General features: G+C 33.9%; 25 protein-coding genes. 8 read left to right on the top strand and 17 right to left on the bottom strand.

All coding sequences use genetic code 11. The annotated features are described in order from the left end of the window. Positions 1-663: 663 nt before the first annotated feature. The 7 genes from rplS to H7350_RS08515 form a co-directional block, all read right to left on the bottom strand. On the bottom strand, positions 664-1014 hold the full coding sequence (rplS, locus tag H7350_RS08545) for a 50S ribosomal protein L19 (RefSeq protein ID WP_204345475.1): 351 nt from the start codon (positions 1012-1014) through the stop codon (positions 664-666). A 225-nt stretch (positions 1015-1239) separates the two neighbouring features. Then, the gene (locus H7350_RS08540; protein ID WP_204345474.1) at positions 1240-1578 is read right to left on the bottom strand and encodes a hypothetical protein; all 339 of its coding nucleotides are present in this window, start codon (positions 1576-1578) and stop codon (positions 1240-1242) included. A gap of 12 nt (positions 1579-1590) precedes the next feature. Next, on the bottom strand, positions 1591-2268 hold the full coding sequence (gene trmD / locus H7350_RS08535) for a tRNA (guanosine(37)-N1)-methyltransferase TrmD (protein WP_204345473.1): 678 nt from the start codon (positions 2266-2268) through the stop codon (positions 1591-1593). Positions 2269-2302: 34 nt separating this feature from the next. After that, positions 2303-2740, bottom strand: coding sequence for a GNAT family N-acetyltransferase (locus H7350_RS08530; RefSeq protein WP_204345472.1), 438 nt, complete (start codon positions 2738-2740; stop codon positions 2303-2305). Between the two features lie 107 nt (positions 2741-2847). Further along, positions 2848-3456 (bottom strand): tRNA (guanine-N1)-methyltransferase, encoded by a 609-nt coding sequence (locus H7350_RS08525; protein WP_204345471.1) that lies wholly within the window; start codon positions 3454-3456, stop codon positions 2848-2850. 183 nt (positions 3457-3639) lie between these two features. Continuing rightward, a complete protein-coding gene (locus tag H7350_RS08520) occupies positions 3640-5088 on the bottom strand; it encodes a glyceraldehyde-3-phosphate dehydrogenase (RefSeq protein WP_204345470.1) in 1449 nt (482 codons plus the stop codon). Between the two features lie 141 nt (positions 5089-5229). Beyond that, positions 5230-6648, bottom strand: coding sequence for a trypsin-like peptidase domain-containing protein (locus tag H7350_RS08515; RefSeq protein WP_204345469.1), 1419 nt, complete (start codon positions 6646-6648; stop codon positions 5230-5232). Between the two features lie 145 nt (positions 6649-6793). Between H7350_RS08515 and dapF the strand changes: the two genes are divergently transcribed. From dapF to H7350_RS08490, 5 genes are all read left to right on the top strand, one after another. After that, the gene (dapF, locus tag H7350_RS08510; RefSeq protein ID WP_204345468.1) at positions 6794-7570 is read left to right on the top strand and encodes a diaminopimelate epimerase; all 777 of its coding nucleotides are present in this window, start codon (positions 6794-6796) and stop codon (positions 7568-7570) included. Continuing rightward, a complete protein-coding gene (locus tag H7350_RS08505; protein WP_204345467.1) occupies positions 7567-8091 on the top strand; it encodes a GNAT family N-acetyltransferase in 525 nt (174 codons plus the stop codon). The genes dapF and H7350_RS08505 overlap by 4 nt, the downstream gene beginning before the upstream one ends. Continuing rightward, positions 8091-9134: an endolytic transglycosylase MltG gene (gene mltG / locus H7350_RS08500; RefSeq protein WP_204345466.1), complete on the top strand. Its 1044-nt coding sequence runs from the start codon at positions 8091-8093 to the stop codon at positions 9132-9134. Before H7350_RS08505 ends, mltG begins: the two co-directional genes overlap by 1 nt. A gap of 41 nt (positions 9135-9175) precedes the next feature. Next, positions 9176-10048 carry a DUF2279 domain-containing protein gene (locus H7350_RS08495; RefSeq protein WP_204345465.1) on the top strand — a complete coding sequence of 291 codons (873 nt, stop codon included), beginning with the start codon at positions 9176-9178 and terminating at the stop codon, positions 10046-10048. Between the two features lie 108 nt (positions 10049-10156). Next, positions 10157-10846 (top strand): peptidoglycan-binding protein LysM, encoded by a 690-nt coding sequence (locus H7350_RS08490; RefSeq protein ID WP_204345464.1) that lies wholly within the window; start codon positions 10157-10159, stop codon positions 10844-10846. 47 nt (positions 10847-10893) lie between these two features. Here the strand turns inward: H7350_RS08490 and H7350_RS08485 are convergent, their stop codons facing one another. The 5 genes from H7350_RS08485 to dnaA form a co-directional block, all read right to left on the bottom strand. Then, positions 10894-11715, bottom strand: a complete 822-nt coding sequence (locus H7350_RS08485) for a hypothetical protein (protein ID WP_204345463.1) — start codon at positions 11713-11715, stop codon at positions 10894-10896. Positions 11716-11727: 12 nt separating this feature from the next. Next, complete coding sequence (locus H7350_RS08480) at positions 11728-12444, bottom strand: SAM-dependent methyltransferase (protein ID WP_204345462.1); 717 nt, start codon at positions 12442-12444, stop codon at positions 11728-11730. A 3-nt stretch (positions 12445-12447) separates the two neighbouring features. Beyond that, positions 12448-13863, bottom strand: coding sequence for a PQQ-dependent sugar dehydrogenase (locus H7350_RS08475; protein ID WP_204345461.1), 1416 nt, complete (start codon positions 13861-13863; stop codon positions 12448-12450). A gap of 67 nt (positions 13864-13930) precedes the next feature. Further along, on the bottom strand, positions 13931-14395 hold the full coding sequence (locus tag H7350_RS08470) for a low molecular weight protein-tyrosine-phosphatase (protein ID WP_204345460.1): 465 nt from the start codon (positions 14393-14395) through the stop codon (positions 13931-13933). 9 nt (positions 14396-14404) lie between these two features. Continuing rightward, entirely contained in the window at positions 14405-15832 is a 1428-nt protein-coding gene (gene dnaA, locus H7350_RS08465; protein WP_204345459.1) for a chromosomal replication initiator protein DnaA, read from the bottom strand. Between the two features lie 189 nt (positions 15833-16021). Here dnaA and H7350_RS08460 point away from each other — a divergent pair, with 189 nt between their 5' ends. Continuing rightward, on the top strand, positions 16022-16432 hold the full coding sequence (locus H7350_RS08460; protein ID WP_204345458.1) for an acyl-CoA thioesterase: 411 nt from the start codon (positions 16022-16024) through the stop codon (positions 16430-16432). Here H7350_RS08460 and H7350_RS08455 read toward each other — a convergent pair. The 5 genes from H7350_RS08455 to H7350_RS08435 are packed head-to-tail and all read right to left on the bottom strand — an operon-like array spanning position 16429 to position 19978. After that, positions 16429-17049, bottom strand: a complete 621-nt coding sequence (locus H7350_RS08455; RefSeq protein ID WP_204345457.1) for an IMPACT family protein — start codon at positions 17047-17049, stop codon at positions 16429-16431. The genes H7350_RS08460 and H7350_RS08455 overlap by 4 nt on opposite strands. Then, on the bottom strand, positions 17049-17912 hold the full coding sequence (locus tag H7350_RS08450; RefSeq protein WP_204345456.1) for a DMT family transporter: 864 nt from the start codon (positions 17910-17912) through the stop codon (positions 17049-17051). Before H7350_RS08450 ends, H7350_RS08455 begins: the two co-directional genes overlap by 1 nt. After that, a complete protein-coding gene (locus tag H7350_RS08445; protein ID WP_204345455.1) occupies positions 17909-18526 on the bottom strand; it encodes an HAD family hydrolase in 618 nt (205 codons plus the stop codon). The genes H7350_RS08450 and H7350_RS08445 overlap by 4 nt, the downstream gene beginning before the upstream one ends. Next, positions 18513-19517 carry a bifunctional diaminohydroxyphosphoribosylaminopyrimidine deaminase/5-amino-6-(5-phosphoribosylamino)uracil reductase RibD gene (gene ribD, locus H7350_RS08440; RefSeq protein ID WP_204345454.1) on the bottom strand — a complete coding sequence of 335 codons (1005 nt, stop codon included), beginning with the start codon at positions 19515-19517 and terminating at the stop codon, positions 18513-18515. The genes H7350_RS08445 and ribD overlap by 14 nt, the downstream gene beginning before the upstream one ends. Further along, positions 19514-19978, bottom strand: a complete 465-nt coding sequence (locus tag H7350_RS08435; protein ID WP_204345453.1) for an LEA/WHy family protein — start codon at positions 19976-19978, stop codon at positions 19514-19516. Before H7350_RS08435 ends, ribD begins: the two co-directional genes overlap by 4 nt. Before the next feature lie 9 nt (positions 19979-19987). Between H7350_RS08435 and H7350_RS08430 the strand changes: the two genes are divergently transcribed. Both H7350_RS08430 and prmC read left to right on the top strand, forming a co-directional pair. Then, positions 19988-20524, top strand: a complete 537-nt coding sequence (locus H7350_RS08430; protein WP_235989300.1) for a GNAT family N-acetyltransferase — start codon at positions 19988-19990, stop codon at positions 20522-20524. Next, positions 20521-21396, top strand: a complete 876-nt coding sequence (prmC, locus tag H7350_RS08425; RefSeq protein ID WP_204345452.1) for a peptide chain release factor N(5)-glutamine methyltransferase — start codon at positions 20521-20523, stop codon at positions 21394-21396. Before H7350_RS08430 ends, prmC begins: the two co-directional genes overlap by 4 nt. The last annotated feature ends 31 nt before the right edge of the window (positions 21397-21427 follow it).

The following is a 21427-nucleotide window of genomic DNA, read 5'->3' as shown; positions in this document are numbered from 1 at the left end:
ACAAAAGCCATATCACTGTAGCTGACTACTTTGACATGGCTTTTTTGAAATAGCTCCACATGACCTATTAAACATTGCTGTAAAACTCAAGATAATTCAACTTGCGTATCTTTATCTTTTTCGGTTCAAGAGTCACTAAATCAATGAAACGTTTCATAACTTTCAAAATGTATTGACCTGTTATTACTAGGTTTCGGTTTTAGTTTGTTTTTCTTGATGTTTAAGTCTCTTAATCTTTCACTTACGTGTTAGATAGCCTCTATAAACATTGCTTATCCGTTTCACACTCACTTTCGCTAATGTTACTTTTTCAAAGCTTTCAACATTATCTACAACCAACTGCCTAAACATTCGTTTGCATCTAAAGTCTCATGGTTTTTTCACTTCACACGCCTACACGTGCCGCTAGTAAACCTCAAAAAACAATACTATATAAAGAACGTTACTTTATTACAATTTAACATAAATTCAAAACTTAATTCAAAACCAAACTAGGTTTGTTGTTAATTGTTCTGCTAATGTATGGTTTTGTTTAAGAATTCCAAATTTTTAGATGGTTTAGATATTCACATTTTATAAACCATAGTTATTAACAAAAGTTAATAACCAAAAAAGCCTTGACGTTTATTTGTCAAGGCTTTGTGAAATATTTGTGGTCGAAGCTTATCTTCTAACTTCTTTAATTCTAGCTTTTTTACCAGTAAGACCTCTAAAGTAGTAGATTCTTGCTCTTCTAACTTTACCTTTTTTGTTGATTTCAATTTTTTGAAGTGCAGGTAAGTTAATTGGGAAGATACGCTCTACACCAATTGTTCCAGACATTTTTCTAATGGTAAATGTTTGAGAACTACCTGTTCCTTTAACTTGTAATACGACACCTCTAAAGAACTGTGTACGTACTTTTTCTCCTTCTCTAATTTCGTAATACACTGTGATTGTATCACCAGCTCCAAATTCTGGAAAATCTTTTTTTGTTACAAATTCGTCTTGTACAAATTTTACTAAAGAACTCATTCTTATATAATTTATAATGGTTGTTTCAAATCAACATTCACGATTTTCGCCAGAGGTTAATCCAAAAGTGGGTGCAAAGATAGTTAATAATTGATAATGCGCAATTATTAATTTATTTTTTTTGGTGTTCCCTTAAGCGCTTGTAAAGTGGCGCTTAAGGTCAGGCTTTCCGCTGTATCTTTTTCTCCTATGGTCGTAAAAGGATGCCGCTTCAATCCTTAACACTTAGTCTAAGAATTCATTTTTGTTAACGTCTTTGTTGTAATCATTAACTACAAATAACAAAAGTCCCAAACAAAAGATAAAATATGCCAAAGCACTAACAATATTTGAAATGGCATTAATTTTTATAAATGTGTTGGTGTCATATCGTCCTGCAAATGAACTTATAAAAACACTACCGATGTTAAATATAAAGGCAAGCACACTACCTACCATAATTAAAGAGGTTGACAACACCCGTTTTTTTGAAAACAAAATAATGCTCGCTATTAAAACACATAATCCTGCCAGATTGTAAATGACATAATTTGCTGTATATAGATAGTTATAATCCTCAATCATAAGATGCAATAATTAATCATTTAATAAATCTGGGCGACGTTCTTTGGTACGCAAATACGCTTGTTCTTCACGCCATTTTTCAATTTCAGGAAAATTTCCGCTAAATAATACTTCAGGAACTTTCATGCCATCATACTCTCTAGGTTTGGTATAAATTGGAGGTGCTAATAAGCCGTCTTGAAAAGAATCGGTTAGGGCAGAAGTTTCATTACCTAATACACCTGGTATTAATCTAATTATAGCATCACACAGTACAGCAGCGCCTAATTCGCCACCAGATAAAACATAATCACCAATAGAAATTTCTCTGGTAATAAATTTGTCACGAACACGCTGATCTACGCCTTTATAATGTCCGCATAAAATAATAATATTCTCTTTTAAAGACACTTGATTTGCAATACGTTGATTGAGACATTCACCATCTGGTGTCATATATATAATCTCATCGTATGTGCGTTCACTTTGTAATTTGGTGATACATTTATCAATAGGTTCAATCATCATGACCATTCCGGCACCACCTCCAAATTGTGTGTCATCTACAGCTTTGTAGCCACCAGTTGCATAATCTCTTAAGTTATGAAAATGAACGCTTACCAGATTGGCCTCTATGGCACGTTTTAATATTGAGGCTTCAAACGGACTTCTCAATAATTCTGGTAAAACAGTTATAATATCTATGCGCATTGTAATAGTATAAGGTTGCAAAGATATGCTTAATTTATACTCTACTCCAAAACAAATGTAAATCGGTATCTTTTACAAATCCGAGACGCTCATATAAATGTTGCGCAGGATTGTCAAACGCAGTTTGTATGGCCAATCCTTTATTATGTTCAGATTGGCATAATTGTTTTGCGCGATTAATTAATGCTTCACCAATACCTTTACCTCTGTGTTTAGCATCTACATATAAATCATTTAACAGATACATCGATGTCATTGAAACCGAAGAAAATAAAGGGTAAAGTTGTGTGAAACCAACAGCCTCTTCATCTATATACGCTATGTAAATAATAGAATCTTCCTCCAGTATTCGCTGACTTAAAAATCGCTTGGCTCCAGCCGGATTAGAATCTTGTTTGTAAAAAACACGGTAGCCATCAAATAAGTTGACTAATCTATCTAAATCTTTAAGTTTTGCACGAGTAATAATCATAAAAAAAAATCTGTAACTCTAAAATTACAGATTTTAATTTAATATGTTATTATGAGATACTGAAACAAGTTCAGTATGATGATACCTTGCTTTAGTATGTCAATATCTTATGCATTTTTTTGCTTATTGATCTCATCTTGTAATTGACGTCTTACTTTTTGCTCACGTTCTAATGCAACGCGTCTATGTTCTTCAAATTCTTCTTCAGTTTCAGCTAAGCTTTTCTTTGCTTGTTTGGTAACAGCATTACTATTTCTGTATTTATAAATAAAGAATAATAATAAGGCAGATAACACACCAACAATACTCCATAAAATCATACTGTAATTTGGCTTTGTCATCGGCATGCCAAATAATTTAATACTGTCTTTTTCAGCGATGGTATTGTCTAATTCAACTTTTGTGTTAGATAGATTTGCCTTTAAATCTTCAATCTCCTTGGCTTGTGTATCTACGATAGCTTGAGTGTCTTTTAAATCCTTATGAACAGCTTTTAGTGAGTCGATGGTATGTGCTTTAAGTGCATACAGCCATGTTTTTTTAACTGTTTTATAATCCTGCCAACTATTTGAGCGTCTAATAACGTATTCAAATTGATTGTCAATGGTGCCGCTGTTTAATGATAATTTTTCGTCATCACCAGACGTTTGAGCCCAAGTCGATGATAAAGAAAATACTGTAATTGTTGTGAGTAGAAGCGTTTTAAAAAATTTCATTTTGGTTTTGGTTGAATTAAATAGCTTATTTTATGATGAGCAATATAGTGATTTATATAATAATTTGTGAGTAAAATAGAATCTTGATATAAACATTTAGCCTCACATTTTGTGAGGCTAAATTATATACGAATGAAATTATATTTTAGATGTTAATCGTACTTTAATATAAAAGAGAATTGATTAATAGTATGAAAAACGTCTTACTTTGGCTATATATTTTGCTAGTCTAATCACCTGATGGCTATATCCATACTCATTATCATACCAAATATATAATATTGCATTTTTACCATCAGCTCTAACAATAGTAGCTTTACTATCGTAAATTGAAGGCGCTGAACTTCCAACGATATCACTAGATACTAACTCGTCGCTCATTTCATACTTGATCTGTTCAACCAAATCCCCTTCTAATGCATATTTTTTCATGATAGTGTTGATGCCTTCTACAGAGGTTTCTTTTTCCAATTCTAAATTTAGAATTGCTAACGAACCATTTGGAACTGGAACTCTAATCGCATTAGATGTTAATTTTCCTTCTAAAGACGGTAACGCTTTAGAAACAGCTTTTCCAGCACCAGTTTCGGTAATTACCATGTTAAGTGCAGCAGCTCTACCACGACGGTATTTTTTGTGAAAATTATCTACTAAGTTTTGATCGTTTGTATAAGCATGAATTGTTTCTAAATGACCACTTACGACACCAAAAGTATCTTCCATTGCTTTTAGTATTGGTGTAATAGCATTTGTAGTACACGAAGCAGCAGAGAAGATGTCAACTTTATCAGGATTGTTTTCTAAATGGTTAACACCATGCACAATATTTGGCACGCCTTTTCCGGGAGCAGTTAGCAAGACTTTATCGACTCCTTTAGATTTTAAATGTCTACCTAAAGCCTCGTCATCTCTAAAAGCACCAGTATTATCTATAACTAAGGCATTGTTGATACCTAACTTTGTATAGTCTATTTCTTCAGGTGCGTTAGCAGAAATGATATTAACAGTAGTTCCATTAATAATCAAGGCTTTGTTTTTGGCATCAGCGACAACTGTTCCAGGGAAATCTCCATGAACAGAGTCGTTACGTAATAGTGATGCTCTTTTTTCTAAAACGACTTGGTCAATTTCTCCACGAGTGACAATAGCTCTTAGGCGTAATTGGCTGCCTTTTCCTGTTCTTGTCATCAATTCGCGTGCGACTAAACGACCAATTCGACCAAACCCATAAAGTACCACGTCTTTAGGTTGAATAGGTTTATTCTTTTTAGCGTCTTTAAGTTTTGCTGCTACAAAACCTGTAGCATTGCTATACTTTTGGTCTTCTAAATGAAACTCAAAAGTTAACTTTCCAATATCTAATTTAGCAGGAGGTAAGTCTAAGGTTTTAATTGCTTGCGCAATCTCTACAGAATCAAAAATAGAAATAGGTTTCTGTACAAATTCTCCAGCATATTCATGAAGATTTAGAATTTCGCTAACATTACGGTCAATTAGCTGATTTCTAAAAATCACCAATTCTATCGATTTGTCGTACCAAAGGTCGCTTACAATTTTGATAAATTCTACTGTAGCTCTTCTACGATCGGCTTGAAAAGCAAGCTCTTTTTCATAAGTTCCGTTCAAACTCATTGTTTTAAATTTAGTGTGTTGTTGTGTTTAAAATTTTTGCAAAAATAGTATATTTCAAACGTTTTCGTAGATTATTTTGCAAAAATAAAAACCCTTTTAAAATTTAATTCTAAAAGGGTTTTAAAAGCATTGTATTTACGGTTATTCAAAGATGACTTCTTTACGTCTTTTGTTTGTGTCAATAAACTCTAATTTAAAAATTTTATCCTGAGCATCGGTTCCATATTTCTGTGTGAATTTTGAAATATCCTGAACCGAGTTAATTTCAATATCATTGACTTTAGTGATAATATAACCAGGACGTATGCCTAATCTTCTATATAAATAAGCATTTTCATTTTTTTGAACCAGGACACCTTCAGTTAGATTGTTTTCTTTTTTAAACTTAGAAGGTAGATTTCTTAATTCCATATTAATAAACTCAACACTAATTATATCACTTTTTGATAGTTTAACAGGAATGGTTTTAATTTCATCACCTCTTAAAATTTCAACATTAACAACATCATTAGGTCGTTTCGTTTTTATATAACCACTTAAATCTGTGAATTTTGAAATTTCAACATTATCTAATTTTTTGATGATATCTCCGTTTTTAATACCTGCTTTTTTTGCTCCCGAATTATCCTCAACACTACTAATATAAACCCCTTCTATTTCATTAATTCCTTTTTCAATAGCTTCTTTTGAATTTCTGTTTAGGATCGACACCCCAAGAACACCTTCTTGAACATCTCCAAATTCCATAATATCTTCAATAACTTTACGTGCAATATTACTCGGCACAGCAAAGGAGTAACCAATATATGAACCTGTTCTAGAAGAAATAGCAGTATTTATACCAACAAGTTCGCCTCTCGAATTGACTAATGCTCCACCTGAGTTTCCAGGGTTTACGGCAGCATCGGTTTGGATAAATGATTGCGACTCTGTTCCCGATAGGTCACGAGATTTTGCACTAATAATCCCTGCAGTTACTGTTGAAGTTAAATTAAAAGGATTTCCAACAGCCAAGACCCATTCACCAATTTTTGCTGTATCAGAATCTCCAAAAGGGATAGATGGCAAATCTTCATCTGCATCAATTTTTAATAATGCAATGTCAGTTTTTTCATCTGTACCAATGAGTTCGGCTTCATACACACGGTTATCGTTAAGTGTAATAGAGATGCTATTTGATCCGGCAATAACATGATTATTGGTTATGATATAGCCGTCCTTATTTATTATAACACCACTTCCAGTTCCTACCTGAGCTCTGGAAGAAGATTGTCTTCCAAAGAATAAATCTTCGAGTGATTGTGGTGCAGAAACAATTGCTGTATTTTTAACATGAACAACAGCGTGAATCGTATTCTCTGCAGCGACTGTGAAATCTAAGGCATTGTTTTCTAATAAATTAGCTGTTTTTGCATCATAATTTGCATTTAAAAATCGCGGCTGTTCTTGCGTTGCTTCAAGAGTTATAGTTTGATCTTTATCGATTAATAATTTGTAGGCAGACAATGTGATAATTCCACCTAACACCGAAACAAACACTAAGGTTAAAAGTTTTTTCATTTTTATAATTGTTTAATAATTAGGTAACGATTAAAATTAAATATTTATTGATTTCGTTGTTCAACTTTAACGATTTTTAACGTCGTATTTAACGCTCATTTAACACCATAATTATCGCGTCATTATTCCTATATTTGCAAGACTTATGGAACTTACTTTTTACAAATATCAAGGAACAGGTAATGATTTCGTGATGATTGATAATCGTCAGGAAGTCTTCGATAGAAATGACACTAAACGTATTGCATTTTTATGTGATAGGCGTTTTGGTATTGGAGCTGATGGCTTAATTCTCTTAGAAAATCATGATACTTATGATTTTAAAATGGTATATTTTAATGCCGATGGTCGTGAGAGTTCTATGTGTGGTAATGGAGGTCGATGTATTACTGCTTTTGCTAATTTTTTAGGCGTCATTGATAATGAAGCGACGTTTGAGGCCATTGATGGTATTCATAAGGCTCGAATTAAGAATCAAATTGTTAGCCTTCAAATGCAAGATGTAAAACGTATAGATAAGCATGACTCCTATGTGTTTTTAGATACAGGTTCGCCACACCACGTTCAGATGGAAGAAAATCTGAAAGCATTTGATGTGACAGCTAACGGACGCCAAATTCGATGTAGTTCGCTTTATGGAGAATCAGGTAGTAATGTGAATTTTGTGAGTAAAAATGATGATGATAATTTTTCAGTCAGAACCTATGAAAGAGGTGTTGAAGACGAAACTTTATCCTGTGGAACAGGTGTTACAGCAGTAGCTTTAGCCATGCATTATATAGGTGAGACCGAAAAAAATCTGGTCACATTGCAAACTGAAGGTGGCGATCTTAAAGTGTCTTTTGATACTCATGGAACGTCCTATACTAATATCTGGTTAATTGGACCAGCAACTCAAGTGTTTAAGGGTATAGTATCATGAAAACACTTCAGGGAGAACATATCTATTTACGAGCTTTAGAGCCAGAAGACCTTGAGTTTATTCACGAGATAGAAAACAATCAGGATATTTGGGAAATTAGTAATACCATTACTCCCTATTCTAAATTCTTAATAAAGCAGTATCTTGATCATGCTCACAAAGATATTTTTGAAGTTAAGCAATTACGACTTGTCATCTGTAACTATGAGGATGTACCTTTAGGAATGATTGATTTATTCGATTTTGACTTTAAACACAGAAGGGCAGGAGTTGGTGTTTTAATTAAAGATGTTGAGAACAGACAAAAAGGCTACGGAAAAGAAGCCTTAGAATTGCTTATCAATTATTGTAAAATGCATCTAGACTTACATCAATTGTATTGTAATATTTCCGAAGACAATACAATGAGTCTTAAACTGTTTAAAAATCATGGATTTGAAATTGTCGGACTCAAAAAAGACTGGAACTTTGTCAATGGTTCCTTTAAAAATGAATATCTATTACAAATACGATTTAAGTAATGTACATTAAAAAAATACTTTGGGCTATTGCTCTTTTAGGATTAATCGGCGCTGCAGTTTTTGCATATTATGTTTATAACGCCATGATGTCACCAAATACAAAATTCACTAATGATGAAGCTTATATTTATGTGTCTACCAATGCCGATTATGATGAGGTACGTACTCAATTAGTGCCATTGTTGGATGATATAGACACCTTTGATGCACTGGCAGTACGAAAGAAATACACTACCAATTTAAAGGCTGGTAAGTTTGTTGTTAAACAAGGTATGAGTAATAATGAGATTATTAATTCTATAAGAAGCAATAATTTGCCCATAAAACTGTCTTTTAATAATCAAGAGGACTTAGAAAAATTAGCTGGTCGAATTAGTGTTCAAATTGAAGCAGATAGTCTGTCGTTACTTGAAGCTATGACAGATGAAGCATTTTTAAAAGCCAGTGGTTTTTCTAAAGCTACAGCTTTAGGGATGTATATACCAAACAGCTACGAGTTTTTCTGGAATACGTCTGCGGAAGGATTTAGAGATCGTATGCTGAAAGAATATAACCGCTTCTGGAATGCAAGCAGAAATGCAAAAGCCAAAGCCATTGGATTATCCAGAGATCAGGTCATGACTCTAGCATCAATTGTCCACGAAGAGTCTAAACAAGCAAGTGAACAACCTAGAATTGCTGGTGTCTATATGAATCGCATTAGAATAGGAATGCCACTTCAAGCCGATCCGACGCTTAAGTTTGCTGCTTATCAATTACCCGAATATAAAAATACAGTGATTAAACGTGTTTTAAATAAACATAAAGACATACAATCGCCTTATAATACGTATTTAAATGCTGGATTGCCTCCCGGACTTATAGCAATGCCTGATATATCTGCTATAAATGCAGTACTAAATTATGAAAAGCATAGCTATCTGTATTTTGCTGCAAATGCCAAAAAATTAGGCTTTCATAAGTTTGCCAAAACCTTGTCGCAACACAATGCGAATGCTCGTGAATACCAAAACTACTTGTCGTCTCAAGGTATAAATAAATAGTCGTGAGTAGCCGTAAGATTCTTATTTTAATTTGTGTTTTTGTGACACACTCGGCTCTATCACAATCTAAGCTAAATTTATTTTTAACTCCAAGTGATAGCCTCGATATATCACGAAGAAATGCTGTAATCATTACCGAAGTTTCCTTAGGAACCTTAACATTAGTAGGTTTAGATCAATTGTGGTATGCTGATTTTCCTCGATCAAAATTTAAAACTATTGATGATACTGATGAATGGTTGCAAATGGATAAATTAGGACATGTGTTTTCTGCATATCAACTCGGAAGAGTAGGTGCTAACGCTTTAAACTGGGCTGGCGTCAGTAAAAAAAATCAACTTATTTATGGAGCGACTTTGGGCTTTGGCTTTTTAACAGCAGTTGAAGTTTTTGACGGTTACTCCGAAGAATGGGGATTTTCATGGTCTGATATGGTAGCCAACGGACTGGGAGCAGGATTATATATCGGACAAGAATTATTGTGGGATGAACAGCGAATCACAATGAAGTATTCCTTTCATCAAACCCGATACGCTAGTCAACGTCCAGATAAACTAGGTGATGGCTTTTTAGAAGAAATGCTAAAGGATTACAACGGACAAACTTATTGGTTGAGTGCAAATGTACATTCGTTCTTTAAAGACAGTAAAATTCCCAGGTGGATTAATGTAGCATTTGGCTATGGTGCAGAAGGAATGCTCACTGGTAAAAATGAAATTGTTGACAATTTGATGATAACTCAAAATAGAAGGCGTCAGTTTTACCTGAGTTTGGATGTAGATTTGTCAAGGATACAAACAAATTCTCGAGTGTTGAGAACTGTATTTGACGTTTTAAACGTTATAAAAGTGCCTTTTCCGACCTTATCATACAACGATGAAAACGGCATAAAGCTCCACTATATCTACTTTTAACAACACTTTAACAGCTTATTTTCAGATATTTAGAAAAAGGCGTATATTTGCATCCGCAATTTGTAAGTCATTTAAGGGAAAGATTTTGACTTACTAAAATTAGCTATCATGATTAAAAAAGTAGGTAATTATTTTGTTGTACCATTAGCTATTTGTGCCACACTTTTTATGGCAATTAAACCAAGTTCATCGTTAAATTATAGCGATTATTCAACTGATGGTTTAGAACTTGATTATACTATATCTAAAGATTTAGCATTTAATAATCAAGATTTTGAAACAGCTAATAGCGTTGAATTGTCTAATCCATTTCAATCCACACATCCTTACTTTCCTTATTTAGGGAAATCTTATATCGGATTTAAAGAAGCTCTGGCTTTTAAAGAGTCTAGAGGGAATTATTTTTCTGTAAACACTTTAGGGTATTTAGGAAAATACCAATTTGGAGCTGAAACTTTAAAGATGATTGGAATTCATAACCCAACGCAGTTTTTATACAATCCTGAATTACAAGAAAAAGCATTTTTAGCAAATGCTGAACGTAATAAATGGATCTTGCGTAAAGATATCAAACGCTTTGCAGGAAAGACGATTAATGGTGTTTTAGTCACTGAGTCTGGAATATTAGCTGCCGCACATTTAGCTGGACCAGGAAGTGTGAAAAAGTTTTTAAGAAGCTATGGGAGTCATAATGTTTCAGATGCTTATGGATCGTCTGTTCACTATTATATGAAGAAATTTTCAGGTTACGATACCTCATTTATTGAAGCCGATAGAAAAGCTAAAGCTGTAATGTAAATACAGTTGACACATGCATAATTCTCAATAGCTAGTTATGTAACTAGCTATTGTTTTATATAACTATTGGTTTTGTGCATCTCTTTAAAAGAGTTAAATGACTGACCTGTTTTATAATCGGTAAGCCACATATTAACTTTTAAGTCATTTAGTAATTCGTATTCGAGTCTGACAAACCCATAGATTTTTGAATAGTAACTTTTTAGTTTTGTTTCACCTATAGTTGACGATGCTATGCTTTCAGTTACATAGCATTCAATAGTACCTAAATGAGTTTTAAGATTAACTTTTTCTACGGTTTTGTAAGTATAGGATAATAATAAGGAGCCTTCCCAAATTCCCCATTTTTCATCTCTCCAGCCTTGTCCTATAAGCATTTCGTCATTCCATTCTTCTCCTATAGTGAGAGGTCTTTTGACATAAGGAAAAGGCGCTGTTTCTAAAGCATTAAAAAATCCGTCTCTTATAGGATGAATCCAGATATTTATGTTGTTGTCTACAGCGCCTGTTGACGACATTCTGTTGAAAGGAGGTCCAACCAGATAAACTATTTCTGTTTGGTGTCCATTCGATGAATTGGATTCAGATACAGGTTTTACAAGTATATGAATGCGATCAAGTTTTAAAGTGTCTGTTTCTAATGAAACAAGTTCATAATTTTTACTAGCAAACATTCCTGAGTTTCTAAGCAATTTGCATGCTTTACCATTATCTATTATTTCATAATCAAAAACATAGACATTGCCAGTTTTGTAAATATCATTATTAGAATCTATACTATCGGTTTCAATATAAACAGTGTCATATTGTTGAGAAAAGCTGATTTGAATTAATAATAAAAAAATAAGAGATAGGTTAAGATGTTTCATTGGGTGTGTATTTTAATCTTTATGTATTACAAAAATTGCAGGTCTTTTATGCAGGTCAATTTTCGTGTGTTTCCAGTCATTTACAGTCATGGTCTTAATATATTCGGTAGGTAAAGTGAGGTCGCAAGCCACACAGACTCTCGTATTTTGATGCAAAGAAGCACAAATGTCTTCTAAAATTTTATTGTTACGATAAGGCGTTTCAATAAAAAGCTGAGTTTGATTTTGCTCAAAAGATAAGCGCTCTAATCGTTTTAATGTGGCTTTTCGCTCTGTCTTATCGATAGGAATATAACCATTAAAAGCAAAGCTCTGACCATTCATCCCAGAGCTCATAAGCGCCAGTAGGATAGATGATGGGCCTACCAAAGGTACAACTTGAATGTTGTTTTCATGAGCGAGTTTTACAATATCTGCTCCAGGATCTGCAATTCCAGGACAACCAGCTTCAGATAGTAATCCCATCGGTTTTCCTTGTTTGCAATCATCAATAAAATGCTGAATTTCTTCAGGCTGCGTGTATTTATTTAAAATTTTGAAATTTAAAATAGATTGTTGTTTTCTTGAATCTATTTTCTTTATAAATCGTCTGGCAGTTTTTTCATTTTCAACAATATAATCATCCACTAATTCAATAATTTTTTTTACTGAAATAGGCAAGACCTCTAATGGAGGATTATCGCCAAGACGAGTTGGGACTAGGTAAAGTTTTCCAAAATTTTGATCCATGAGTTATTCAACAATAAGTTTATGAACACTGTTATGTCCTTCGCTATTTATAATGTCTACAACATAAATACCACTTGTCAGTGATTTTGTAGAGATAGTAATCAATTGTTCATTAATGTTTGTATAGGAAGCTATGAGTTTGCTTTGAATATTATAGATATGAATTTCACTAATCTGATTTGAAGTCTCTAGGGCGTCAAAAGTCAAGTCATTTTTTGCAGGATTTGGAAACATTTTAACAGAGTTTACCGATGATTCATTTACACTCAAATTCGCGTCAACTATTCTTAGAACTTCACCTGTAAATAAACTGCAAACAAATAATTCACCATTGACATCCTCTCCAAAAGACGAAAAGCCGCCAGGTGTAAAGGTATCGATGAAAGTTAAACTGAAATTATCAGTACTGGTTTCTTCTACAAATCCTATTTCATTACTGCAATAATCTGCAAAAAAGTATAAGCCTTCTAATCCAGGTTGTTGCGTTCCTCTATAACGATAACCTCCAGTGATAGCACATCTAAAAGGTGATCCTCCATAAATATATTCGGCTACAGGAGGCGTATGTGTAATGGTACTGCATCCAGTAACTGTACTAAATGTAGTGGTACCTTCAAAACATTTCCAGCCATAATTTTCGCCTCCAGTACTAGTGCCAGGTACACGACTAATCTCTTCTCTGCTACTTTGTCCTACATCAGCTATCCATAAATCTGCATTTAATCTGTCAAATGAGAACTTAAATGGATTTCTAAGGCCGTTAGCCCAGATTTCATCTAATACAGCTGAATCACTAACAAACGGATTATCTGAAGGAATAAGGTATGTTGTACCATTATCAATTTGGGTTTGAGTTACATTTACATCTATTCTGAGCATTTTTCCTAAGAGTAAGGTTTGGTTTTGTGCTCTATTTCCAGGGTCACCACCAGAACCGCCATCACCTGTCGAAATATAAAGATAGCCATCATTTGGACCAAAATGCATGTCGCCTCCATTATGATTAGAAAACGGCTGTGGTATATTTAATAGTACAACTTCAGAATTTATGTCAGCTGTGTTTGCAGAACTTCTTGTGTATCTAGAAATAACCGTATCTCCATTATTATCAATATAATTAACATAAAAGAAGCCGTTAGTTGCATAACCGGGATGAAACGCCAAAGCTAAAAGTCCTTGTTCACCTCCTAAGTCGGTTACTAAATCGTCAATATCTAAAAAAGGTGTTGCGTTAACTGTACCATCAGCATTGATAATTTTAATCAAACCGGCTCTCTCAACAACAAACAGACGATCATCATCAGCATGTTTAATACTAACAGGATTGTTTAAGCCTATTGCGAAAGATTCAAGAGTTATGTCTTGAGCATTCCCAATAGACAATAGGATGCATGCTAGGAAAAGTGTAATTTTTTTCATTTTTCTAGAATTTTAGGAATTTTTCTACAAAATACAAAAAAAAATAGGAGTGAAAATTTGAATACTATTATTCAGTGTCATCAATTAGGTTACTTGAAATTATAGCGCATGTATGATCAAGGAGTGAAAAGACATGTTTAAAATCTGATATATCACCATAATAAGGGTCAGGAACATTTTTGTTGGTGACATGTGCATTGACCTCTTGAATACGTTTAACTTTTGCAATGTCATTTGCGTTTCTTGCAAGTTTAATTACATTTTCAAAATTAGATTGATCCATGACATAGATGTAATCAAAGGTGTCAAAATCGGAAGTTTTAAATTGTCTTCCACGTTGAGCAGAAATATCAATACCATGAGATTTCGCAACAGCAATCGAACGATGGTCTGGGCTGTCACCAATATGGTAGCTCGCAGTTCCTGCAGAATCTACATAGAATTTATCTGAAGGGAGTTTAGATTCTAATATCCCATGCGCTAATGGTGAGCGACATATATTGCCTAGGCATACCATTAGAATACGAGTCATAGTAACTGTTTAAAGCGATAGCTTTTTAGAAAGATCTTCTACGTATTTTCTAAACTGCTTATCTGTTGAAGATAAATTGTCAACTGTTTTGCAAGCGTGAAGGACAGTAGCGTGGTCTCGTTTTCCAATTTGAGACCCAATACTGGCTAATGAGGCTTTGGTGTATTTTTTCGCAAAAAACATAGCCAATTGTCTAGCTTGTACGATATGACGTTTTCTTGTTTTAGATTGAAGTGTACTCACATCCATTTGGAAATAATCTGACACCACTTTTTGAATGTAATCGATAGAGACTTCACGTTTGGTGTTTTTTACAAACTTCTCAACGATTTCCTTAGCAAGGTTTACAGTAATTTCCTTTTTGTTGAAAGAAGATTGCGCAATCAATGAAATAATAGCACCTTCTAATTCACGAACGTTAGTTTTAATATGCTTTGCAACATATTCTATGATTTCGTCTGGCATCTCAACACCATCACGATAGAGTTTGTTCTTTAGGATGGAGACTCTGGTTTCAAAATCTGGACTTTGTAATTCGGCAGAAAGGCCCCATTTAAAACGCGATAACAAACGTTGTTCTATATCTTGCATATCAACAGGCGCTTTATCACTGGTTAAAATCACTTGTTTTCCGTTTTGGTGTAAGTGATTAAAGATATGGAAGAATACATCCTGAGTTCCTGATTTTCCAGATAAGAACTGAACATCATCAATAATCAGTACATCAATAATCTGGTAGAAGTGAATAAAATCATTTCTATTATTTTTCTTAACAGAGTCTATATATTGTTGTGTGAACTTTTCCGCAGAAATGTATAACACGGTTTTTTCTGGATATTTATCCTTAATATCGACACCAATAGCATGAGCTAGGTGCGTTTTTCCTAAACCAACACCACCAAAGATTAATAAGGGGTTAAATGAAGTTCCTCCAGGTTTATTGGCAACTGCTAAACCAGCGTTTCTTGCTAATCGGTTAGAATCACCTTCAAGGAAATTTTCAAAACTATAGTTAGGATTAAGCTGTGACTCAATCTTTACATTTCGAATTCCTGGAATTACAAAAGGATTTTTAAGTTCAGGGTTTTTATTGTTTAATGGAACATCAACATCTTGAGATTTTAAAGCACTGCGGTTTGAGCTCGGAATTTTTTCTGTGAAAGGCTGCTTGTTACCATAGGTGTTTTCCATTTTAATAACATAAACCAATTTGGCAGTTTCTCCTAGTTGCTTAGTGAGTGCAACTTTTAAAATCTTGACATAGTGCTCTTCTAACCACTCGTAGAAAAATTTACTAGGAACTTGAATGCTTAATGCGTTATCTGAAAGCTTAACTGCCACTATAGGTTCAAACCAAGTTTTATAGGCTTGAGGTTGTATATTGTCCTTTATAAATGAGAGACAGTTCGTCCAAACCGATTGCGCAGTTACATCCATTCTCTAAGTTTAATTTTTTGTATTGTTAGTTAGCAAAAAAAAGAGAAATTCGAGTTTCTCTTGAGTGATTTTAGCATGACAAATATGTGAACAAATTTTTTAATAAAAAAATCAAAAGGTGTTGATTTATTAGATTTTTTTTCTCATGTTTAAATCGGATTCGAAAATACAAAAAAAATATCAAAAACTATGGGAAACCTTCTAAAATCAGATGAAATACAATTTAGAGTGCGTTATGGAGAAACCGATCAAATGGGTGTCGTTTATCATGGAAATTATGCACAGTATTTTGAAATTGGAAGGACCGAATGGTTGCGAAAAATCGGATTTTCATATCGAAAAATGGAAGAGGACGGTATTATGTTGCCAGTTATTTCATTGTCTATAAATTACAAAAAGTCAGCGTGTTATGACGACCTCATTAAAGTAAAAACTAAACTGGTAAAAAAACCGACCGTAAAAATTGAATTTGATTATGAAATTTTAAATGAAAAAGATGAAGTTTTGACAACTGGAAATTCAGTTTTAGTATTTATGGATATTCATAAGAAACGACCTACAAGATGTCCGGATTATATTTTAGACCAACTGCAAATTTAATCGTTCAACTTCTTTATGTTAATCTCATAAAGAGTGTCGAAAATTTTAAAAATTGCATCTGCATCTTTTAAACGCACCGAAATTATAATCTCACAACTTAATTCTAAAGTTTGATCGATAATATTTAATTGTTTTTCCTTGATGATTCGCATTACTGTATTCATGTGTTTATAATCAAAAGTAATGGCGAAATCAATATTTACTGTTCTGGTAACAATTTTTGATGCTTCCAGTGCAAGCTGTGCTCCAGTACGATAAGCGTTAATTAAACCTCCAACACCTAGTTTTGTGCCTCCAAAGTAGCGCACTACAACTATTAATACGTTAGTGACTTCAAAAGATTGAATTTGTCCATAAATAGGCATTCCTGCACTATTTCCAGGTTCGCCATCATCATTGGCTCTAAACACATAGTCTTTTTCTAACATACCAAATTGATAGGCATAGCACCAATGTCTGGCTTGATGGTGCTGTTTTTTTAGATGATCGAGATGTGTTTTCACCTCATCTTCTGAGCTTACCGGAAATGCATAGCCAAAAAACTTACTATTTCGGTCTTTAAATAAAACTTCTGGTGAAGCTTTTGTTATGGTCTTATAACTATCCGTTTGTTCCATTACGCCAAAGTTATTAAACCTATAGATATAACTGCCAAAACAATCCCTAACCAATTTGTTTTAGATACATGTTCTTTAAAAAAGAACAAGCCTAAAAGTGTTGATACCATTATAATAGCGACATTATTAATAGTGAACAGTGTTGAACTTTCTAAACTTTCATGATTGAGTGCTTTCAGCAAATAATAAATAGAGAAATAATTGGTGATTCCTAAAATCGCGCCACCTATAATTGTTTTTAACGGCAATTTCATCGGATGCTTCATCGCCTTTATTATAAGTGTAACGACTCCAATAATGAATGCAAATCCAAATATTGTAGCTGAAAAAACAGGAATTCCATTTTCAGATAAATATGTTGTCTCTATATATTTAATAGAGGTGTCGATAATTCCAGAGCCTAGAAATAATAAGATAGGTAGCCATAAACTTTTACCAATATTCTCAGCTGTTTTAGGTTTTACCGAGGTTAAATACACGGCAATTAAAGCTAATAGTATCCCAGCGATTTTTTGAAAACCAGCACTTTCCTGATACATATAAACTCCAAACACAATAGGGATGATAACACTCATTTTGGTTGCCACCGAAGCCACTGAAAGTCCATTACGCTGTGCTGTTACTGCCATTATATTAAAAACAGTAATAAACAAAAAACCTAAAGCAACAGCACCAAAAATCCATTCGGAAGAAAAAATGTCACGAACAACAATAGGTGCTTCATAACTCCAGAGTCCGAATAAACAAGCTGAAAAATAATTGACAACTATAGCTTGAAGTGCATTTATATTGTACTTGTCAAATAATTTAAAAATGATAAAAATGAGCGTCGAAGCTACAATACTGAGTAAAAGGTATATCAAAACAAAGTTTTATTAATGTCAAATAAATCAATCACATCTTGTTGTGTTTCATCGATATTCCACACATGAATACCTAAAGCAGAAGCGCTGTCGGTGTTTTCTTTGGTGTCGTCAACAAATAAACAATTTTCGGGTTGGAGCTGGTTTTGGTTGAGCACAAACTCATAAATATCGGCATTGGGTTTTCTTAAGTTGATGTCGTGTGATAAATAAAATTCATGAAAGCAGGCTTTAAATTCTTCATAAAACGGAACATGTTCCTTGATCCAGCTGATATGTAAATCGTTGGTGTTGCTCAATAAAATAAGTTTATAATTAGAATCTTTAGCCAGTTGTTTTATAAAGGCTAAGCGTTCCTTCGGAAAATCTTTTAGTATGAAATTCCACGCGTCAATAATTTGCGATTTTGACAGCTTTGGAAAGTTATCGGTATAAAACGCTAAGAATTCCTCCGTAGACATCAAACCTTGTTCGTATAAGGTGTTAATAGCGATGAGTTCTTCGGGGAAGTCTTCCAGTTCAAATAAGTCCAATGCATTTTGCATAGCACCTTGTTTGTCGAGGTTGATAAAAACGTCTCCAAAATCGAATATAAGGGTATTAATTGTTGACATAAATTTTTAAGGTGTCTTCTATTATTTTTTCTTCGGAAATAAGTTTTCCTGAACATTGTGGCGCTTTAATTCCGTTTTTAAAATTTGAGTTCCCTGTGAAAATTCGCGCTTCATCCCAAAGATTTTCATCTATAAAGGTTTGAAGGGTTTTTGCGCCTCCTTCGATGATTACCGAATTGATATCTTGCGCATGTAAATACGAGCAAATTTCCTGAGCAATTGGTTTATTAAAATCAATTACAGCATCAGAAATCACGAGCGTTTCAGCTTTTTTATTAAAGATCGCCAGATCTTTTGACAATTTAAGCTCGCGATCAATCACAATACGTATGGGATTTTTTCCTTTCCAATCCCGAACGGTTAAACTTGGATTATCTTCTAAAACGGTATGGGTTCCTACTAAAATAGCTTGTTCTTCGGCACGCCATTTATGCACCAATTGTCTGGAAAATTCATTGGTAATCCAAACGGGTTGTTTTTTGTCTTTTGATTCAGGTGCTATAAAACCATCATTAGTTTCGGCCCATTTTAATATGATATAGGGACGTTTTTTGTTATGAAAGGTAAAAAAGCGCTTATGATGTGTTTTACATTCGTGTTCTAAAACACCAACTGTCACTTTGCATCCTGCGGCTTTTAATTTGGCGATACCTTTACCTGCAACTTGTGGGTTGTCATCAACGCATCCAATCACCACATTCGGAATTTGATGTTTGATAATCAAATCACTGCATGGTGGCGTTTTTCCAAAATGAGAGCAAGGCTCTAACGTGACATATAGCGTCGCTTCTTTCAGTAGTGCTTTGTCTTTTACAGCATTAATAGCATTAACTTCGGCATGATGTCCACCATAAGCACTGGTATAGCCTTCACCTATTATCTGGTCATTATGTGCGATAACAGCACCAACCATCGGATTTGGAGCTGTGGTGCCCAATCCGTTTTTGGCAATGTCTATACAGCGTTTTATGTAAGTGTTGTGGATTGTCAAAATTTAATAGTTACCATTTCAGTTTCATCAATAGGATAGGTGTACGAAAAGCCAAGCGTTTTATAAATAATGTCACCTTTGTATTGGACTTTAATTTTTTTATTTAAGAGACTGTTTAACAGACTCCCAATAGCGTCTGTTCCTTTCAGTTTTAAGATGCTGTCGGTGCTCATTTTTACTTTTAACGGAATCGTAAATTCTTTTTTAGCAGGCACTTTAAATTGTTCTGAAGACACCTGAGCCACTTTGATATCATTTACAAATACCGAAATATCATCACTTTCTAACGCACCACTAACGTCATTTGGATTTTGAAATATAGCATCGGCTTTTAAGGTGACCGTTTTAGAGGTCGACTCTACCAATTCGATAGCTTCAATAGCAATAAAAATTGGTTTTTCTTTAACACTACAACTTAAAATTGCTATACAAGCTGTTAATAATAAAAGGACATTTCGCATGTTTTTAATTTGGATTTATCTGTATCTTCACCTCAGCAAAAATACTATAATAAAGTGAGTCAAGACCATATCGTTATTAGAGAAATTCGCCCAGAGGATAATCCGCAAATAGAAGCCGTTATTAAAGGCTGCTTTCCAGAATTTGGAATTCCGTTAAAAGGAACGGCCTACGAAGATGCTGAAACACCATTCATGTACGAATCTTACCAAGGTGAAAGAGAAGTGTATTACGTCGTGGCAACAGATAAGGAAGTGCTTGGTGGTGCAGGAATAAAGCAACTCAAGGATTTTGAAGGTAACATTTGCGAGCTGCAAAAAATGTACTTTTCGCCTAAGGTGAGAGGGAAAGGTTTTGGTAAAAAGCTATTTGAACTTTGCTTAAAAGCGGCTAAAGATTTTGGCTATGATACTTGTTATTTAGAATCGGCATCTCAACTTAAAGCTGCGATTCATATTTATGAAGATTTTGGGTTTAGGCACTTAAATGAACCTTTAGGAAATACAGGACATTATTCTTGTGGTGTTTGGATGACAAAGCAATTATGAGATTAAAAGATATTCAAGCTGTTTACCATAAGGAATTAGATGCCATCTACGGAAATAATGAAGTGGATTCATTTTTCAATCTATTGATTGAGCATTATCTAAAACTGGATAGAATTCATTTGGTTCTGGAGCCAGACTACAGTATAACTAAAACCAAAGAACAACCCTTTTTTGAAGCGTTAAATCGGCTGAAATTAGAAGAGCCTATTCAGTATATTCTTGGAGAAACTGAATTTTATGGTTTGCCTTTTAAAGTCAATCAACATACTTTAATTCCGCGTCCTGAAACCGAAGAGTTAGTCGATTGGATACTTGCCAATCATTCAAAACCAAATCATGCATCTCAACTGAACATTTTAGACATTGGCACTGGAACTGGATGTATTGCAATTTCTTTAGCTAAAAATCTTCCAAATGCCAAGGTTCACGCCTTAGATATTTCTGAAGGTGCTTTAAATATTGCCAAACAAAATGCAAAATTGAATGATGTGACGATTAAGTTTATTCACGACGATATTTTAAATCCGGGTCATGCTGAACTTGTTTCAGCATCACATTATTATGACATCATTGTTTCTAATCCGCCTTATGTTCGCAATCTTGAAAAAGCCGAAATACAACCCAACGTTTTAGATAACGAACCGCATTCAGCCTTGTTTGTTGATGATGAGAATCCGTTACAATTTTATAAGGCAATTTGTGAGTTTGCACTAAAAACGCTTAAAACTAATGGAGTACTTTATTTTGAAATCAATGAATACCTCGGAAAGGAAATGCTTGATTTAATGGAAACTTTCAATTTTAAGGCTATCGAATTAAAGCAAGATCTGTTTGGTAAAGACCGAATGCTAAAAGCGGTAAAGCGGGATTAATTTTCAGTAAAACATCACGCTGAATTTGTTT

Origin of the sequence: Psychroserpens algicola, from assembly GCF_014526325.1 — a bacterium.
Taxonomy (GTDB): Bacteria; Bacteroidota; Bacteroidia; order Flavobacteriales; family Flavobacteriaceae; genus Psychroserpens; species Psychroserpens algicola.
The sequence above is the reverse complement of the archived record's forward strand: the minus strand, read 5'-3'. Positions and strand labels throughout refer to the sequence as shown.

Excerpts from the sequence above, each read along its gene's own strand:
- rplS (WP_204345475.1), bottom strand. The coding sequence starts at position 1,014 with ATGAGTTCTTTAGTAAAATTTGTACAAGACGAATTTGTAACAAAAAAA.
- H7350_RS08540 (WP_204345474.1), bottom strand. The coding sequence starts at position 1,578 with ATGATTGAGGATTATAACTATCTATATACAGCAAATTATGTCATTTAC.
- trmD (WP_204345473.1), bottom strand. The coding sequence starts at position 2,268 with ATGCGCATAGATATTATAACTGTTTTACCAGAATTATTGAGAAGTCCG.
- H7350_RS08530 (WP_204345472.1), bottom strand. The coding sequence starts at position 2,740 with ATGATTATTACTCGTGCAAAACTTAAAGATTTAGATAGATTAGTCAAC.
- H7350_RS08525 (WP_204345471.1), bottom strand. The coding sequence starts at position 3,456 with ATGAAATTTTTTAAAACGCTTCTACTCACAACAATTACAGTATTTTCT.
- H7350_RS08520 (WP_204345470.1), bottom strand. The coding sequence starts at position 5,088 with ATGAGTTTGAACGGAACTTATGAAAAAGAGCTTGCTTTTCAAGCCGAT.
- H7350_RS08515 (WP_204345469.1), bottom strand. The coding sequence starts at position 6,648 with ATGAAAAAACTTTTAACCTTAGTGTTTGTTTCGGTGTTAGGTGGAATT.
- dapF (WP_204345468.1), top strand. The coding sequence starts at position 6,794 with ATGGAACTTACTTTTTACAAATATCAAGGAACAGGTAATGATTTCGTG.
- H7350_RS08505 (WP_204345467.1), top strand. The coding sequence starts at position 7,567 with ATGAAAACACTTCAGGGAGAACATATCTATTTACGAGCTTTAGAGCCA.
- mltG (WP_204345466.1), top strand. The coding sequence starts at position 8,091 with ATGTACATTAAAAAAATACTTTGGGCTATTGCTCTTTTAGGATTAATC.
- H7350_RS08490 (WP_204345464.1), top strand. The coding sequence starts at position 10,157 with ATGATTAAAAAAGTAGGTAATTATTTTGTTGTACCATTAGCTATTTGT.
- H7350_RS08485 (WP_204345463.1), bottom strand. The coding sequence starts at position 11,715 with ATGAAACATCTTAACCTATCTCTTATTTTTTTATTATTAATTCAAATC.
- H7350_RS08480 (WP_204345462.1), bottom strand. The coding sequence starts at position 12,444 with ATGGATCAAAATTTTGGAAAACTTTACCTAGTCCCAACTCGTCTTGGC.
- H7350_RS08475 (WP_204345461.1), bottom strand. The coding sequence starts at position 13,863 with ATGAAAAAAATTACACTTTTCCTAGCATGCATCCTATTGTCTATTGGG.
- H7350_RS08470 (WP_204345460.1), bottom strand. The coding sequence starts at position 14,395 with ATGACTCGTATTCTAATGGTATGCCTAGGCAATATATGTCGCTCACCA.
- dnaA (WP_204345459.1), bottom strand. The coding sequence starts at position 15,832 with ATGGATGTAACTGCGCAATCGGTTTGGACGAACTGTCTCTCATTTATA.
- H7350_RS08460 (WP_204345458.1), top strand. The coding sequence starts at position 16,022 with ATGGGAAACCTTCTAAAATCAGATGAAATACAATTTAGAGTGCGTTAT.
- H7350_RS08455 (WP_204345457.1), bottom strand. The coding sequence starts at position 17,049 with ATGGAACAAACGGATAGTTATAAGACCATAACAAAAGCTTCACCAGAA.
- H7350_RS08445 (WP_204345455.1), bottom strand. The coding sequence starts at position 18,526 with ATGTCAACAATTAATACCCTTATATTCGATTTTGGAGACGTTTTTATC.
- H7350_RS08435 (WP_204345453.1), bottom strand. The coding sequence starts at position 19,978 with ATGCGAAATGTCCTTTTATTATTAACAGCTTGTATAGCAATTTTAAGT.
- prmC (WP_204345452.1), top strand. The coding sequence starts at position 20,521 with ATGAGATTAAAAGATATTCAAGCTGTTTACCATAAGGAATTAGATGCC.